This is a genomic window from Faecalicatena sp., from assembly GCF_058819085.1.
In genome coordinates, this window is record NZ_JBZUUL010000013.1 from 1 (window position 1) to 15996 (window position 15996).

At 48.1% G+C, this 15996-nt stretch carries 14 protein-coding genes and 1 pseudogene; 4 read left to right on the forward strand and 11 right to left on the reverse strand.

Features of this window, described 5'->3' with window-relative positions; all coding sequences use genetic code 11:
- The 3 genes and pseudogenes from AC4OGX_RS06285 to pepI form a co-directional block, all read left to right on the forward strand.
- A pseudogene (locus tag AC4OGX_RS06285) lies at nt 1–1128 on the forward strand (DUF4368 domain-containing protein); the annotation flags it as partial.
- A gap of 75 nt (nt 1129–1203) precedes the next feature.
- Nucleotides 1204–1554: an amidohydrolase family protein gene (locus tag AC4OGX_RS06290; protein ID WP_493329479.1), complete on the forward strand. Its 351-nt coding sequence runs from the start codon at nt 1204–1206 to the stop codon at nt 1552–1554.
- Nucleotides 1555–1664: 110 nt separating this feature from the next.
- Complete coding sequence (gene pepI / locus AC4OGX_RS06295; protein WP_216241310.1) at nt 1665–2546, forward strand: proline iminopeptidase; 882 nt, start codon at nt 1665–1667, stop codon at nt 2544–2546.
- A gap of 76 nt (nt 2547–2622) precedes the next feature.
- On the opposite strand, the gene AC4OGX_RS06300 is transcribed toward pepI, so the two are convergent.
- From AC4OGX_RS06300 to AC4OGX_RS06335, 8 genes are all read right to left on the reverse strand, one after another.
- Nucleotides 2623–3822 (reverse strand): glycine C-acetyltransferase, encoded by a 1200-nt coding sequence (locus tag AC4OGX_RS06300; RefSeq protein ID WP_493329183.1) that lies wholly within the window; start codon nt 3820–3822, stop codon nt 2623–2625.
- Between the two features lie 20 nt (nt 3823–3842).
- Nucleotides 3843–4907 (reverse strand): L-threonine 3-dehydrogenase, encoded by a 1065-nt coding sequence (tdh, locus tag AC4OGX_RS06305; RefSeq protein WP_493329185.1) that lies wholly within the window; start codon nt 4905–4907, stop codon nt 3843–3845.
- Nucleotides 4908–5064: 157 nt separating this feature from the next.
- Nucleotides 5065–6039 carry an ABC transporter ATP-binding protein gene (locus tag AC4OGX_RS06310; protein ID WP_493329187.1) on the reverse strand — a complete coding sequence of 325 codons (975 nt, stop codon included), beginning with the start codon at nt 6037–6039 and terminating at the stop codon, nt 5065–5067.
- A 1-nt stretch (nt 6040) separates the two neighbouring features.
- Nucleotides 6041–7015, reverse strand: coding sequence for an ABC transporter ATP-binding protein (locus tag AC4OGX_RS06315; RefSeq protein ID WP_493329188.1), 975 nt, complete (start codon nt 7013–7015; stop codon nt 6041–6043).
- A gap of 11 nt (nt 7016–7026) precedes the next feature.
- The gene (locus AC4OGX_RS06320) at nt 7027–7941 is read right to left on the reverse strand and encodes an ABC transporter permease (RefSeq protein WP_493329189.1); all 915 of its coding nucleotides are present in this window, start codon (nt 7939–7941) and stop codon (nt 7027–7029) included.
- Nucleotides 7942–7945: 4 nt separating this feature from the next.
- Complete coding sequence (locus tag AC4OGX_RS06325; RefSeq protein ID WP_493329191.1) at nt 7946–8962, reverse strand: ABC transporter permease; 1017 nt, start codon at nt 8960–8962, stop codon at nt 7946–7948.
- 150 nt (nt 8963–9112) lie between these two features.
- Nucleotides 9113–10693, reverse strand: a complete 1581-nt coding sequence (locus tag AC4OGX_RS06330; protein WP_493329193.1) for an ABC transporter substrate-binding protein — start codon at nt 10691–10693, stop codon at nt 9113–9115.
- A 360-nt stretch (nt 10694–11053) separates the two neighbouring features.
- The gene (locus tag AC4OGX_RS06335) at nt 11054–11779 is read right to left on the reverse strand and encodes a FadR/GntR family transcriptional regulator (RefSeq protein WP_493329194.1); all 726 of its coding nucleotides are present in this window, start codon (nt 11777–11779) and stop codon (nt 11054–11056) included.
- Nucleotides 11780–11931: 152 nt separating this feature from the next.
- Between AC4OGX_RS06335 and AC4OGX_RS06340 the strand changes: the two genes are divergently transcribed.
- A complete protein-coding gene (locus AC4OGX_RS06340; RefSeq protein ID WP_493329196.1) occupies nt 11932–13332 on the forward strand; it encodes a Sapep family Mn(2+)-dependent dipeptidase in 1401 nt (466 codons plus the stop codon).
- On the opposite strand, the gene AC4OGX_RS06345 is transcribed toward AC4OGX_RS06340, so the two are convergent.
- From AC4OGX_RS06345 to AC4OGX_RS06355, 3 genes are all read right to left on the reverse strand, one after another.
- Nucleotides 13329–14198, reverse strand: coding sequence for a DMT family transporter (locus tag AC4OGX_RS06345; RefSeq protein WP_493329480.1), 870 nt, complete (start codon nt 14196–14198; stop codon nt 13329–13331). The genes AC4OGX_RS06340 and AC4OGX_RS06345 overlap by 4 nt on opposite strands.
- 133 nt (nt 14199–14331) lie before the next feature.
- On the reverse strand, nt 14332–15255 hold the full coding sequence (locus AC4OGX_RS06350) for a SufB/SufD family protein (protein ID WP_493329198.1): 924 nt from the start codon (nt 15253–15255) through the stop codon (nt 14332–14334).
- Nucleotides 15245–15991, reverse strand: a complete 747-nt coding sequence (locus AC4OGX_RS06355) for an ABC transporter ATP-binding protein (protein ID WP_493329200.1) — start codon at nt 15989–15991, stop codon at nt 15245–15247. The genes AC4OGX_RS06350 and AC4OGX_RS06355 overlap by 11 nt, the downstream gene beginning before the upstream one ends.
- Nucleotides 15992–15996 lie beyond the last annotated feature (5 nt).

Below are 15996 nucleotides of genomic sequence, written 5' to 3' on the forward strand. Positions count from 1 at the left end.
CACGTCGTAAAACAGATTTTTGCAATGTATGTACGGGGCGACCGTATGTGTGAAATCCAGAACTGGCTACGGGATAATAAGATACTGACCGTCGGGGAACTGCGCTACCGTAGGACAGGAAGCAAACGACACCCCCGCCCGCAGCTCAACGCATGGTACAACTGGCCGGATAAGACGCTATATGACATTCTGACAAGGAAAGAGTATTTAGGGCATACCATAACCGGGAAAACCTACAAGGTATCTTATAAGTCGAAAAAGACGAAAAAGAACCCGGAGGAAAAAAGGTATTTCTTCCCCAACACGCACGAACCTCTGATTGACGAAGAAACCTTTGAACTTGCACAGAAGCGGATTGCCACCCGGCACCGCCCGACAAAGGTAGATGAAATCGACCTATTCTCTGGGCTTTTCTTTTGCGCTGACTGAGGCTATAAAATGTACGCAGTACGCGGAGCCGGGACACCTGAACGCAAACACGCCTACACTTGCGGCAACTATCGCAACCGGGCAAGAAATGATATGCTCTGTACTACGCATTATATCCGCAAAAGCGTACTGAAAGAACTTGTCCTTACAGACTTGCAGCGCGTAATGTCTTATGTGAAAGAACATGAACAGGAGTTTGTTGAAACTGCCAACGAGTACAGCGCAAAGGCAATCCAAAAGACGCTTACGCAGCAGCGGAGAGAGTTTGACAAGGCGCAAAGCCGGATTGACGAGCTGAACATCTTATTCCGCAAGCTCTATGAGGACAACGCTTTAGGGAAACTTTCAGATGAACAGTTTGCTTTTCTGATTTCCGGCTATGATGAAGAAAAAAAGACGCTGACCCGGAAGATTGCGGAGCTGTCACAGGAAATCGACACCGCCACCGAGCGCAGCGCGGACGTGAAAAGGTTTGTCGTACTGGTACGCAAATACACCGCGATTGAAGAACTGACTTACGAAAACGTCCATGAATTTATTGACCGTATTCTTATTCACGAACTGGATAAGGAAACGAACACCCGTAAAATCGAAATCTTTTATAGCTTTGTCGGCAGAGTTGATACAGGCGACAAGCCTACCGAAAGTATCTCCTATTTCAGACAGATAGGAGCCGACGTAAAGAGCTATGCTATCTAACATACATAAAAAAAGAGGTAAGATAACGCCCTCTGCAAAAAAGGTTACGTTATCTTACCTCAACAAAAGACATGCCTGGAAAACGACATCCCCGTAGGGCTTGGTACAGATACCGGATGCCCGTACACTATCCATTATGATATGTGGCGTGAGGTCAACTATTTCCATAAATACTGTGGTGTTTCCAACACCTTTGCTCTGTATACCGCCACAAAACGCAATGCTGAATTAGCGGGACTTAGGAACATCACCGGCTCCATTGAAGAAGGAAAATGCGCTGACTTTATTGTTACTAAGGACAATCCGCTGGAGGATCTGACCGCACTTCGCAGCATCAGTATGGTAGTAACCCGCGGAAATGTGATTCGTTCCCCAAAAGTAAAGAAAATGCCCCAGGTAGAAAACGAACTGGATAAATTCCTGTAACCAGTAAATTGTTAAGAATTTCTCATAGCTTGAATTGAAAGTATCATCCAAGTCTGTTATAATATAAAAGTATTATAAAAGAGCCGAAAAACGGCAAGGAGGGTACATATATGAAAGTCATTGAAGGTTATATGCCATATCTGGGGTACAAGACTTACTACCGTATCGTTGGGGAATGCAAAGGCAACAAGAAACCTCTTGTTTTACTACACGGCGGTCCTGGATCTACACACAACTATTTTGAAGTATTGGACAGACTTGCAGAAGAGGGACGTGCTATCATCTCTTATGACCAGATTGGATGCGGTAACTCTTATGTAGATGGACATCCAGAACTGTGGTGCTCTAAGACATGGGACAACGAGCTGATCGAACTGAGAAAGCACCTTGGATTAGATGAGGTCCATCTGTTAGGACAGTCCTGGGGCGGAATGCTTGCAATCGAGTATCTGTGCGATTACAAACCAGAAGGCGTAAAGTCCGTGATTCTTTCCAGTACACTTCCGGCTGCTGAGCTGTGGGCTCACGAGCAGCACCGCATGATCAAGTTCATGTCTAAGGAAGACCAGGAAGCAATTGCAAAGGCTGAAGAGACAGGCAACTTTGACGATCCTGCTTATCTGGCTGCAAATGAAAGATTTATGCTGCTCCACTGTGCAGGTGAAGTAACAGAAGACTCACCAGAATGCTTACGCCGTCCGAAGAAATCCGGTACAGAAGCTTATGTTGCTGGATGGGGACCGAATGAATACAATCCGACAGGAAGCCTGGGCGGATGGGAATACCGCGATAAGATCGGCGGCATCAAAGAGCCGGCACTCATTATCAGCGGAACAAATGACCTTTGTACACCATTCGTAGCTAAGACCATGTATGATCTGATTCCGAACTCCAAATGGGAGCTGTTCGATGGATGCAGACATATGTGCTTCGTAGAAGAAAACGATAAGTATTGCAAGCTTGTCAATGAATGGATGGAAAAGTACGACTAAATGCTATTTTAAAAGGCAGGGTTTCCCCTGCCTTTTCTATGTCTTTCTTTTGGATGAATCTAAACCTGCATCAATCCTATGCCTGCATCTCGTCTCTCGCCTCGATGAAGCATTTTACGATGTAATCGATATCCTCTTTTGTGTGGGATGCGCAGACCTGAGTTCTGATCCTTGCTTTTCCCTTCGGAACTACCGGATATGAGAATGCTACCACATAAACACCCTTTGCCATCATACGTGCTGCCATATCTGTTGCTTTATGCTCATCATACAGCATGATCGGCACGATCGGATGTACTCCCGGGATGATATCGAAGTTGGCTTCTGTCAGCTTCTCACGGTAGTAAGCTGTGATCTCCTCTAAATGGTCTCTCAAAGAGGTGTCTGCCTCCAGGATCTTGAACACTTCCATGCTGGCCTTCACGATAGCCGGAGCCAGTGTATTGGAGAAGAGGTACGGACGGCTTCTCTGACGGAGTAAATCGATGATCTCTTTTCTTCCGCTTGTATATCCGCCGGATGCTCCGCCAAGTGCCTTGCCCAATGTTCCTGTAATGATGTCGACTTTGTCTGTCACACCGCAGTACTCTGCTGTGCCGCGTCCGGTCTTTCCTACAAATCCTGCTGAATGGCTGTCATCTACCATGACAAGTGCATGGTACTTTTCGGCTAATGCACAAACACCCTTTAAATCAGCAATGATCCCATCCATGGAGAATACACCGTCTGTAGCGATCAGTTTTATCCTTGCACCGGCCTCGTCTGCCTCTTTTAACTTAGCCTCCAGGTCTTCCATGTTATTGTTTTTGTAACGGAAACGTTTTGCCTTGCACAGGCGGACACCATCGATGATACTTGCATGGTTCAGCTCGTCACTGATGACTGCGTCATCTGCTGTCAGGATCGTCTCAAACAGACCGCCGTTAGCATCGAAGCAGGAGGAATACAGGATCGTATCTTCCATTCCAAGGAAGTTACTGATCGTCTTCTCAAGCTGTAAATGGATGTCCTGTGTACCACAGATGAAACGTACAGAAGAAAGTCCATATCCTCTCTCATCATACGCCTGCTTCGCAGCCTCGATCACTCTCGGATCATCAGCCAGTCCAAGATAGTTGTTTGCACACATGTTGATGACTTTTCTTCCGTCTTCCAGGCTGATCTGTCTTCCCTGTGGAGAACAGAGCGGAGTCTCATTCTTCAAAAGCCCATCATCGGTAATGCTTTTGATCTCATTTCTGTAAATGCCTAATAAGTCGTTTTTCCACTGTTCCATTTCCAAAATCTCCCTCTTTCCTATCTTTCTTCGTGAATGTGGCTCCAATCCAGGACAACCTTTCCTGAATTACCGCTGTTCATGGCTTCAAATCCTTTTTCGTAATCGCGGATGTCGAATCTGTGTGTGATGATCTCATGAATATCAAGTCCGCTCTGAAGCATGGTCGTCATCTTATACCAAGTCTCCCACATCTCTCTTCCGTAGATTCCCTTGAGGGTCAGACCGTTGAAGATCACCTTCTCCCAGTTGATACGTGCATCGGCTCTCTGTAAGCCCAGAAGTGCGATCTTACCGCCGTTCTTCATGTGGTTTACCATATCATTGAAGCCGGACTGGTTGCCTGACATCTCAAGTCCCACGTCGAAGCCTTCTTTCATGCCAAGCTCATGCTCCACATCATCCAGGCTCTCCTTTGCGATATTAACTGTTCTTGTCGCTCCCAGTTTCTTCGCAAGCTCCAGACGGTACTCATTCATATCAGTGATAACAACATGTCTCGCACCAACGTGTCTGCTGATGGCCGCTGCCATACAGCCGATCGGGCCGGCTCCTGTGATCAACACATCTTCCCCAATCATGTTGAATGCCAGAGCCGTGTGTACTGCATTTCCTAACGGATCGAAGCAGGAGTATAATTCCTCTTCGATGGAAGAGCTGCAGCGCCATACATTCTTCGCCGGAATCACAAGATACTCTGCAAATGCACCGTTGCGGTTCACACCAACGCCCTGTGTGTTCCTGCAAAGGTGAGGTTGTCCTGCCAGACAGTTCCTGCACTTTCCGCATACGATGTGGCCTTCCCCTGAGACCAGCTCACCGATTTTAAACCCTTCAACGTTCTCTCCGATCTCCACGATCTCCCCAACATATTCATGTCCTGCCGTCAGACCGATCGGAATCGTGTTCTGTGCCCATTCGTTCCAATTGTAAATATGTACGTCTGTTCCACAGATTGAAGTCTTATGGATCTTAATCTTGACATCATTCTTTCCTGTCTCAGGAATCTCCCGCTGTCTCAGCCATAATCCAGGCTCCGCTTTTTCCTTTACAAGTGCCCACATCAGATTTCCATTTTGCTCCATTTGAAAAACACCTCTCTTTCTGCAAATTGCCTTTCCTATACGAAGGCAGTCTTGCTACGTCCTACATTATATCACGATTTTTTTACTCTTGAAAGGCTTCCCGGAAGATTTACAAAACTATCTGGCCCGCTGTTCCGAAAAGCATTTCAGCCGCTTATCACGCCTCCTGCTGTAAAAGACAGCAGGCCGCAAAATGTCCGGGCTTTATTTCCTTTAATTCAGGGACATACTCCCTGCAGCCGTCCTCCTTCTTGAAACAGCGCCCACAGAACCTGCAGCCCTTGGGAGGGTTGATCGGGCTTGGCACATCTCCCTTCAGGATGATGCGTTCCTTCTTCCTGCTGCCGATGGACGGCGCCGCAGATAAAAGTGCCTGGGTATATGGGTGAAGAGGATTTGAATACAATTCCTTTTTCGGTGCGATCTCCACCATTTTCCCCAAGTACATGACACCCACCCGGTCGCTGATATGACGGACCACATTCAGCCCATGGGCAATAAACAGATAGGTCAGCCCAAACTCCTCCTGCAGTTCACTCAGCAGGTTTAAGACCTGTGCCTGGATGGATACGTCCAGTGCGGAGACAGGCTCGTCACACACGATCAGCTTTGGCTCTACAGCCAGTGCTCTTGCGATTCCGACTCTCTGTCTCTGTCCTCCTGAAAATTCATGAGGATAGCGGTTCCTCTGGTGGTTCGCGAGTCCCACCCGGTTCAGCAGGTAGTTCACTCTCTCCTCCACCTGATTAGCAGGGAGCAGCTTATTGATCAGAATTGGCTCTGCGATGATGTCCCCGATCGTCATCCTTGGATTGAGGGACGCATATGGGTCCTGGAAAATGAGCTGGATGTCCTTACAATACTGGCGCCTTTGCGCAGGCTTTAACCCAGTCAGCTCTTTTTCCTCAAACAGGATCTTTCCGCCGCTTGGGCGATAAAGATTCACAAGCATCTTGCCGATCGTCGTCTTTCCACAGCCGGATTCTCCTACCAGACCGAATGTCTCTCCCCTGTGGATCTGAAAGGAAACGTCATCGACTGCTTTGAGTATCTTTTTATTTTTTCCGAAGGTTCCCTTGTCGACCGTAAAATATTTCGATAAATGCTGTACATCTAAAATGACTTCTCCCATCCTACGCCCCCTCCTTTTCTCCAGAATACAAAAAGCACCTTACCTCATGGCCGTCTAGATCTGTCAATCCGGGCAATTCTTTCTTACACCGCTCCATGCATTTCTCGCAGCGGTCAGAGAATGGACAGCCGGGCGGCATCCTCAGAGGATTTGGCACCATCCCTTTGATCATATACAGAGGCTCTTCACTGTCATTTTCAAGACTTGGAATGGATTTCAAAAGCCCCACCGTATAAGGGTGGAGGGGGTTCGTAAAGAGCTCTTCCACCTTTGCGTTTTCCATCACTTTTCCGCAGTACATGACCACCACTCTGTCTGCCGTCTCGGAAACCACTCCCAGATCATGGGTGATCAGCAGCACTGCCATATGAAACTTCTCTCTCATCTCACCGAGCAGTTCCAGGATCTGTGCCTGTATCGTCACATCCAATGCTGTCGTCGGCTCATCTGCAATGAGCAGCTCAGGGTTGCATGCAAGAGCCATGGCGATCATAACACGCTGCCGCATTCCTCCGCTCATCTGATGCGGATATTCATCCGCCCTCTCTCTGGCTGATGGAATTCCCACCAGCTTTAGCATCTCCACTGCCCTCTCAAGAGCTTCCTTCTTCGTAAGCTTCATATGAAGCATGATACTTTCTGTCAGCTGGTCCTTGATCTTATACACAGGATTTAAGGACGTCATCGGCTCCTGGAAGATCATGGAAATATGATGTCCCCGGATCGCCTGCATCTCTTTTTTACTCTTTCCAAGAAGATCCTCTCCCTTGAACAGTACCTCGCCTCCGGTGACCTTTCCCGGATCCTGTAAAAGCCCCATGATGGAAAGTGATGTCACACTCTTGCCTGAGCCGGACTCTCCCACCACTGCCAGGACCTCTCCCTGGCCGACGGAAAAACTGACATCATCCACGGCCTTAACAATGCCCTTGCGCATTTTAAATTCGGTCTTTAAATTCTTTACTTCAAGTAACATACACTCACCACCTAACGCTTTCTGGATTTCGGATCTAACGCATCGCTCAATCCGTCGCCGAACAAGTTAAAGGCCAGCACAGCCAGGGTAATCGCAAGTCCCGGGAACACCAGGGTATACGGTGCAGAAAAGATATAACCTTTTGCCCGGCCCAGCATATCTCCCCATTCTGCGAGGGGCGGCTGTACGCCCAGTCCCAGGAAGCCCAATGCCGCGGTATCCAGGATCGCACCGGAGATTCCCAATGTGGCCCTGACGATGATCGGGGAAATGACATTGGGAAGGATATGGTTAAAAATGATCCTGATATCTTTATTTCCGATGACCCGCGCCGCCTGCGTATAATCGCTCTCCTTCGCCTGGAGCACGCTCCCCCTGACGATCCTGGCATACTCCGGGATGGACACGATACCGATCGCGATGATGGCCTTATCAAGCCCTTTTCCCAGGGCAGCCATCAGCGTAATCGCGAACAGTATCCCGGGGATCGACAGCATGATATCCATCAGCCTCATGATCACCGTGTCGATGACGCCGCCTTTATATCCCGCAACTGCTCCCAGAATGATCCCGAAAAACATGGAAAAGATGACCACCGAAAAACCAACGAATAGAGAAATCTTTGTTCCGTCCAGGATCCGGCTGAAAATATCCCGTCCCAGTTCATCCGTTCCAAACCAGTGCTCAGCGCACGGAGCTACAAAGCTGGCCGACATATCTGCCTCATTCGGGTCATATGGCAGGATCTGGATTCCTGCCTTCTCAGTAATGAAGGTAACTAACGCGATCAGGATCAATATGATAATGATGACCATACCGATCACTGCAGTCTTGCTCAATTTCAAGGATTCCCATATTGATCTCAACTCTGATTCTGGCTTTTCCTGAAGCAAAGCCTCTTGTGCTGTTGTTTTTTTAAGTGCCATATGGTTATCCCTCCTTCTTTCCCAGCTTGATCCGCGGATCCAGGAATGTGTAAATAATGTCTACTGCCAGGTTTACAATCACATAGATCGTAGCTGTGAGAAGAACTGCCCCCTGAATGACCGGGAAGTCCGATTTCTGTACACAGTCCACGATATAGGAGCCGATCCCTGGCCAGGAAAAGACCTTTTCTGTCAGCACCGCACCTCCTAAAAGACTGCCAAACTGCAGGCCGATGATCGTAACGACCGGATTCATGGAGTTCCTAAGGACATGTTTTCTTAACACCCTTCCCTCTCCAAGCCCTTTGGCCCTTGCGGTCCTGACATAATCCTGCTTCATACTGTCTAACATGCTGCTTCTCGTGATCCTGGTCGTAATGGCCATGGAATACATAGAAAGCGCCAGCGCCGGCATGATGATATGCTTTAAGGAATCCTTAAGCGCTGCTGTATTTCCGGTAATGATACAATTCAAAAGATTAAATCTTGTCACCGCCTCAGGCTTTAAAAGAGGATCGATCTGTCCGCCTGACGGGAGCCAGTGCAGGATTCCCGAAAAGAGGATGATCATCATGACTCCAAGCCAGAAAATGGGGACCGAAACACCTACCAGTGAGAGAATCCGCCCTCCATTGTCCCAAATGGAATTCTTTTTCACTGCCGAGACCACTCCGATGAGTATCCCGAAGATCGAGGCAAGTATGATCGATACGACCGCAAGCTCGATCGTTGCCGGAAAACGTGCGGCAAGTTCCTCTGTCACCGGCATCTTGGTATAATATGAATTTCCCAGGTCACCTTTTACAATGCCTGCCATGTAATTCCCGAACTGGCTGACCGCCGAACCTGTTAATCCGTTTGCTTCGCGCCACTGCTCCATCGACTCTTCTGTCGCATGCTGTCCCAGCACGACCGGAGCCGGGTCGGGAGAAAACACATGTGTGATCGTAAATACAATGATGGATACGCCGAGCAGAACCGGAATAAGCATGAGAAGCCGTTTTATAATATATTTTCCCATATGTAATCCCCTGCTGTCTCCTTTCAAAATAAGAGTCCGCTAATTTCTATGCAGACTGTTTTACTGGATGAAAAGCTCTTCTGGGGGATTCTTACAAAAGCAATCCCCCAGAAAAGTCCTTGTTATTCTTTTTACTGCTGTCCTATCCGGCTATTTTTTTGTGACACCTGCCAGCTTAGTACCGCATGCAACATGATAGAAGAAGCCGTCCACATTCTTAGCTACTCCACACATGAAGTTTGCATGTGAGATCGGAAGCATAGGGGCCTCATCGGCAATGATCTTCTCGCATTCTGTGTAGATGGCACTTCTCTCTTCTCCTACCGGCGTGATCAGACCTTTTGCGATCAGCTCATTATATTTCTCATTGTGGAAATGTGAGTAGTTCATGGAAACATCATCTGTAGCAAGCAGATTCATGAAGTTATCCGGGTCTCCGTTATCTCCGCCCCAGCCAGCGAACATCAGATCGAAATCTCCGCCCTGTGCAATGGTCTTAAATGTAGTCCAGTCATAAGCGTCGATCGTGCACTCCACGCCGACCTTGGAAAGGTATCCCTGTACAGCCTCAGCCAGCTTCTGCCCGCCGACTGTGTTGTATGGCCTTGGATTGGAGTATGTAATAATATGAATGGAGGTCACGCCCAGATCACTTAATTTTGCCTTTGCCGCTTCCGGGTCATATTCTGCCGGTTTAATGCTCTCATCATATCCTGGCAGGGATGTCGGAAGGAATGTGGTTGCCGGTACATCATAGCCCTGGTACAGTGTTTCTACCATCTCAGGAACATTGATCGCTGCACAGACAGCTCTTCTTGCTTCCTTGTCTTTAAAGACACCGTCTGTCGTATTGAATGCCATGTAGTTTGTCATCATAGCCTCATCTGTCTGAACGATATTTCCGGCCTCCTTGATCTGGTCAACAACAGTTGCATCGATGCCGTCAATGATATCTGCTTCTCCGTTATTCAGAGCGATCACACGTGCAGAATTGTCTTTGATGATCTTGAAAATCACATTCTTCATCTTCGCCGGCTCTCCCCAGTACTCATCGTTTCTCTCCAGGATAATGGACTGCTCTGTATCCCAGCTTACGAATTTGTATGGGCCTGTCCCGCATGGACTCTTTGTCACATTACCGTTGTTCTCTTCCAATGCCTTCGGGCTTACGATCGGTGATCCCTGGATCATGGCAAGATTGGCAAGGAACGGGGTCTGGGCTTCATTCAGATGGATCGTAACCGTATACTCATCGTCCACGACGACATCTTTTACAGGTGCAAATACAAATCCTGCATAAGGCATGTCCTCTGTCGCATTGCCGGGAAGCTGCCTGTCAAAGTTATATTTTACTGCTTCGGCATTGAAATCAGTGCCGTCATGGAATTTGACGCCTTCTCTCAGGTGGAAGGTATATGTCAGGCCATCCTCGCTGATATCCCAGCTTTCTGCAAGACAAGGCTCGATCTCTGTGGTCTTCGGTGCATACTGTACCAGACCTTCATAGATATTGGTATTGATCTTTGTTGATTCTCCGTCATCTGCAAATGCAGGATCCAGACTTCTTGGATCGGCTCCCTGTGCAAAGATCAGGGTGTCCTCTGCCCCTGATGAGGCGGATGTTGTCTCTTTGTCATTCTTTTTGCTGTCACTGCCGCTTTTTCCGCATCCGGCTGCAAGTGTGACTGCCATGGCTGCTGTAAGTAATACACATAATAAACGCTTTTTCATTCTTCTCCTCCTAATTCTTTCTCATGTTTCCTCTTGCCATAAAGCAGGAAATCGGTACAATGGTTCAACCAATTTGTCTTAAAAAAAATACTGCCCTCCTTTCTTTTTCATACATACATTCGATCAGATCAAGAAACTCTGATAAGATGTTCCCGGGCATCCTGTGCACGGTGTGTTTAGTGAATCTGTCTGTATCTGCCAGTATTTTCCAAGTATCCACATGCATTTTTACACACATAACACTCCCACACACCACAATCTTGCACATTTTTCACAACTATGTTACTATGTTTTTGCATCCTTTTGTAGTAATCATATACATTGTTCATACATTTGTCAATATTTTTTGAAATTTTAGACCTATAAGCTGCCGGCTTCTTTTCCTGCGTCCAGATCTACGACTACTTTGATCAACTTCTGGTCGATCAGACAGATCTCATCACAGGAAGAAAGGGCAGTATCTGTATCCCGGTTTTTTATTGCATTCAGAAGATCCCTGTGGCAGCTGACGGTATCCAGGCAGAGCTGTGTAGACTGAGGCAGAACGCCATAATATTCGTCGAATGTCTCGATCATCTTCTTGATCATCTGGGCCAGCATCTTATTGCCGGACAGATCAGCCAGAAGATAATGGAACTTCTTGTCCGTCTCAGATGCGAAGACGCCCTTCTCACTGCTCTCTTCCATGATGCACAGGAGGCGCTCCAGTTCGTCCAGTGACTGATCCTCTGCCAGGCCGATCACAAGCTTTATGGCATATTTCTCAAGCTCCGTCTTAATATTGAGCATCTCGAGATAATTGATCTTTACAAAATCTAAGTAAAGGTTTGACTGTTCACGGATATGCGAAACATAAGTGCCGCTCCCCATCTGGGAACTGATTATCCCCTGATTCTCAAGGACGCGCAGTGCTTCCCTCAGGGAATGCCGGCTTGTCTGAAAGCGTGCCGCAAGCTCACGTTCAGAGGGAAGCTTATCCCCTGGTACCAGATTATTTTTCTTGATATAATCCGAAATCGCATCTGCTATCTTTACATATAATAAATCTTTGGATATCGGGGTTATTAAAGAAATATCATTTTTCATAAAACGTTCTCCTGTTTGACCAATTGTGAGAATACCACAAAGTAATTAATGCTATTATAAACTAAATTGACATGATTTCCAATCATTCTTCTGTATAATATTACCATATTTTCAGTCTGAATGATCAATTTTTAAAGAAAAGGAGTATTTCCATGAAAGAACAAATGCTTTTTGGCAGTAGGATTGATGCCTATTTTGACCATATTCTGGAGGATCTGGCAAAGCTCATTTCCATCCCATCCGTGTGTGACGCTGGTTTCGAGGGAAAGCCTTTTGGGCAGCCCTGTGCCGATGCCCTGGATTTCATCCTTGAGACGGCGGAAAGACTCGGCCTGTCTACGGAAAATGTGGAGGGCTATGCCGGAGAAGCCCGTCTGGGTGAGGGGAACGCTTACGTGGATGTGCTGACTCATGTGGATGTAGTCCCTGCCGGAGACGGATGGGACACAGATCCCTTCTTGATGACACAGAAAGAAAACCGTCTGTACGGACGCGGAACTGCAGATGACAAGGGCTCTGCGATCGCCGCCCTGTATGCACTCAAAGCTTTAAAGGATGCCAACGTAAAGGGGAATTACTGTCTCCGCACAGTTTTTGGATGCGGGGAGGAGATCGGAAGCGATGACCTGGATGTCTACTACAGCAGACGGGGCTTTCCTGTGATGGGTTTTACCCCGGACTGTTCCTATGGGATCTGCAACAGTGAGAAAGGAATTCTGAGAATTGATTTTTCATTTTCCCGCAGAGATGAAAGTGTCATCAGAAGCTTCCATGCAGGTACAGCGGTGAACGCCGTACCAAATCAGGCTTCTGCATCTGCCGCTTTGAGCACCCCACAATATGAAGCTTTGACAAAGCTTACCCGGGACCGGGCAGACTTCTCCCTGAATGAAAAAGACGGTCTGGTCCATCTTACCTGCGCCGGGAAAGCCGCACACGGAGCTGAACCTGAATTAGGGGAGAATGCCGCCTCCAAGCTGCTCTGCCTGCTGCATCAGGTTTTGCCTCAGGAAGACCTTGGGCCGCTTCTTACCTTTGCGGCAGAAAAGATCGGATCGGAGTATACAGGTCGTTCCCTCGGCATCCAGATGGAGGACGAAGATTCTGGTCCTTTGACTTTAAACTTAGGGGTTGTCTCCTGCCAGAATGGCGAGGAAAAGATTTCGGTGGATATCCGGTATCCTGTCACAGCAGACAAAGAGCAGATCCTCCATCAGCTGGAGGCAGCCTGTATGCCGTTTCATATCACACTGACAGAGGCAAACCATATGGCCCCTCTGCATGTTCCCAGTGATTCTATGTTAGCCGCCACATTGTCCGGCGCATACGAAGCCGTGACCAAAAAAACCTGCCCTGTCTATTCCACCGGCGGCGGAACCTATGCAAGACATGCCAACAACAGAGTGGCCGCATTTGGCCCTGCCTTCCCGGATGAACCGTCCAGCAATGCCCACGGACCGAATGAATTCATCGATCTTGAGTATTACCGTCTCCACTGCCGGGTATGTCTTGAAGCAATGTACCGGCTGTTTACCGCACCAAAGGCGGACTAAGAAGCCGCCTCTGCTTTCCGGGTATTATACAAAAACATCAGCACCGCCATGGCACAGATTACCGCATATCCGATCCAGCTTAACACATCCGGTATCTGTCCAAATACAAAGAAGCCCAGAAGTGCAGAGAAAATGATCTGTGAATAATCATATACCGATATCTCCCTGGCTGGTGCATGGAAATACGCCGCCGTGATACCGAACTGCCCGCCCGCGGCACAAAGCCCTGCCAGCAGAAGATACAGGATCTGCGTCCCGCTCATCGGATGGTACTCAAAGAGCAGAAACGGCAGGGTTGCGATACAGGAGAAGGAGGAAAAGATAAACACGATGAAAGGCCCCTTTTCTCCTCTTTCCCCCAGCAGCCTGACAAAGGTATATGCAAGTCCTGCCGTCAGGCCTCCCAGCAGCCCGATGAGTGCCGCAGGTGTCTGGAAGATGGATGCCGTGGGCTTAATGATCAGCAAGCTTCCCAGGAAGGCTCCTGCCACGATCAAGATCTGCGGGGGCCTGATCTTCTCTCTTAAGATAAAGTAACTGAAAACGATCACGAAGAACGGAGACATCTTATTGAGCATAGAGGCATCCGAAAGCACCATCCTGTCCACTGCATAAAAATTACAGAGTATTCCAATGGTCCCGGCTGCAGAACGAATCAACAAATACTTGATATTTTCCTTTTTTCCAGAGAACCAGGCTTTATCCTTTTTTAAGATCATAAGTGCAAAGAGGAGTGCCACCAGATTTCTAAAAAAACTTTTCTGCACAGACGGCAGGTCTCCTGACAGACGCACAAACATATTCATCAGTGCAAAACAGAACGCCGATATAACAATATAGGCGATCCCAAGCTGTTTCTTTTTCATCATGTTTTAAACTTCCTTCCTGTCCCGTTCCCATGCTCTTTTGCATCCGCCAAGTACTTTTTACTTCCTCCATCCCATCTGCCGGGTTTCATCCGGCATGGTGATGAGGGTTTCCGGCTTACCGGGCCCTTCCTTAATTCAGGAAGGTCTCGATAATGACTGCCTCGGCCTCCTCTTCAGACATTCCAAACGTCCTCAGCTTTGTCAGCTGCTCATCATTGATCCTTCCAATGGCGGCCTCATGGACGATCTGCGCATCCACATGCTTTGCATTGATCTCAGGGATGGAGCTGATCTCTGCCTGATCCATAATGATGGAATCGCACTGTACATGCGCGTGGCACAGGTTATTCCCGACTGCCCTTGGGTGGAATACCTGCCTGGAGGTTCCCTTTGCGACCGAACGTGATACGATCCTTGCGGAGCTGTTTTCACCATTTAACTGTACATCCATATTCGAAACCGCACTCTGACTGTCATGAGTCATCAGCTTCTCTGTCACAAAAAGCTTCGCCCCCTCGGCCAGCTCGATAAAGGTCTCCCTCTCCGTCGAATCTACCCCTTTGATCTGAGTTGTCTCCAAGGTAAACACAGAATTCTCTCCCACATAGATCTTCGTCACAGGATTCAGAACCTTCCCTCCGGTCCCGCTTCCCTCTGCGTAATGATTCTCAATATACTTCACATTGGCATCCTTTCCGATATGGAAAGCATGGATCCCGTCGTGGCGGCTATCACTGCATCCGTCATTATGGATCCCACAGCCCGCGATGATCGTCACATCCGCACCGTCTTCTATATAAAAATCATTGTAAACAACATCCTTCATACCAGACTCAGACATGACAACAGGAATATGGACCTGTTCCTCCTTTGCCTCTCCACTGATAAAAATATCGATCCCCGGTTTCTCTTCCTTCTTCACGATCCTGATATGGCGGCTGTCACCGTGACACACTGCCATCCCGTTCAATCGGAGATTATAAGCGCCCTGCTCCTGAAATCCATAAGAATCGATCACCTTGAGTACATTTTCTGCTGCTTCACTAAGCTTCACAGAGCTCACCTCCTTTTTGCTGTCTGCATGCACAGGATTCTGTTTCCTGAGCAAATAGCTGCGGCATGATCTCCTTTGCGGCGCCGATGGAATCCACCTTTCCGTCAGAGATCACCATGATCCTGTCTGCCATCCGGATGATCCTCTCCTGATGGGAAATCAGGATCAGGCTCTCCTTCTTTGCCTTGTGGATCTTCTCAAACCGCTTGATCAGCATGGAGAAGCTCCACAGATCGATCCCGGCCTCCGGCTCATCAAAAATACAGATATCATGATGCTTTGCCAAAACAGTCGCGATCTCGATACGCTTCATCTCTCCGCCTGACAAGGTGGCATCCGCCTCCCTGTCTATATATTCCATGGCGCATAAGCCCACACTGCTTAACAGGGAACAGCACTCATCCTCTGTAAGCTGCCTTCCCGCTGCATAGGATAAAAGACGTCTTACCGTCATCCCCTTGAACCTGGGCGGCTGCTGAAACGCAAATCCCATCCCCGCCTGTGCGCGTTCATTGATGGACATGTCGGTGATGTCTTCCCCATTCAAAATAATCTTCCCGGCAGTCTGTCTGTTAATACCCATCAGAAGCTTCGCCAGCGTAGATTTTCCGCCTCCATTGGGCCCTGTGATAACTAACATCTCACCGTCCCCAACAGAAAAACTGACATCTGAGAGAATCTCTGACTGTCTGCCCTCCTCCTTAACATCATATGATAAATGTTCTACCTGTAACATCTTGA

Bases quoted from the DNA above. Each gene is read 5' to 3' on its own strand.
- AC4OGX_RS06335 (WP_493329194.1), bottom strand. From the start codon at position 11,779: ATGAAAAATGATATTTCTTTAATAACCCCGATATCCAAAGATTTATTA.
- pepI (WP_216241310.1), top strand. From the start codon at position 1,665: ATGAAAGTCATTGAAGGTTATATGCCATATCTGGGGTACAAGACTTAC.
- AC4OGX_RS06340 (WP_493329196.1), top strand. From the start codon at position 11,932: ATGAAAGAACAAATGCTTTTTGGCAGTAGGATTGATGCCTATTTTGAC.
- AC4OGX_RS06355 (WP_493329200.1), bottom strand. From the start codon at position 15,991: ATGTTACAGGTAGAACATTTATCATATGATGTTAAGGAGGAGGGCAGA.
- AC4OGX_RS06300 (WP_493329183.1), bottom strand. From the start codon at position 3,822: ATGGAACAGTGGAAAAACGACTTATTAGGCATTTACAGAAATGAGATC.
- AC4OGX_RS06325 (WP_493329191.1), bottom strand. From the start codon at position 8,962: ATGGGAAAATATATTATAAAACGGCTTCTCATGCTTATTCCGGTTCTG.
- AC4OGX_RS06315 (WP_493329188.1), bottom strand. From the start codon at position 7,015: ATGTTACTTGAAGTAAAGAATTTAAAGACCGAATTTAAAATGCGCAAG.
- AC4OGX_RS06330 (WP_493329193.1), bottom strand. From the start codon at position 10,693: ATGAAAAAGCGTTTATTATGTGTATTACTTACAGCAGCCATGGCAGTC.
- AC4OGX_RS06320 (WP_493329189.1), bottom strand. From the start codon at position 7,941: ATGGCACTTAAAAAAACAACAGCACAAGAGGCTTTGCTTCAGGAAAAG.
- AC4OGX_RS06345 (WP_493329480.1), bottom strand. From the start codon at position 14,198: ATGAAAAAGAAACAGCTTGGGATCGCCTATATTGTTATATCGGCGTTC.
- AC4OGX_RS06310 (WP_493329187.1), bottom strand. From the start codon at position 6,039: ATGGGAGAAGTCATTTTAGATGTACAGCATTTATCGAAATATTTTACG.
- tdh (WP_493329185.1), bottom strand. From the start codon at position 4,907: ATGGAGCAAAATGGAAATCTGATGTGGGCACTTGTAAAGGAAAAAGCG.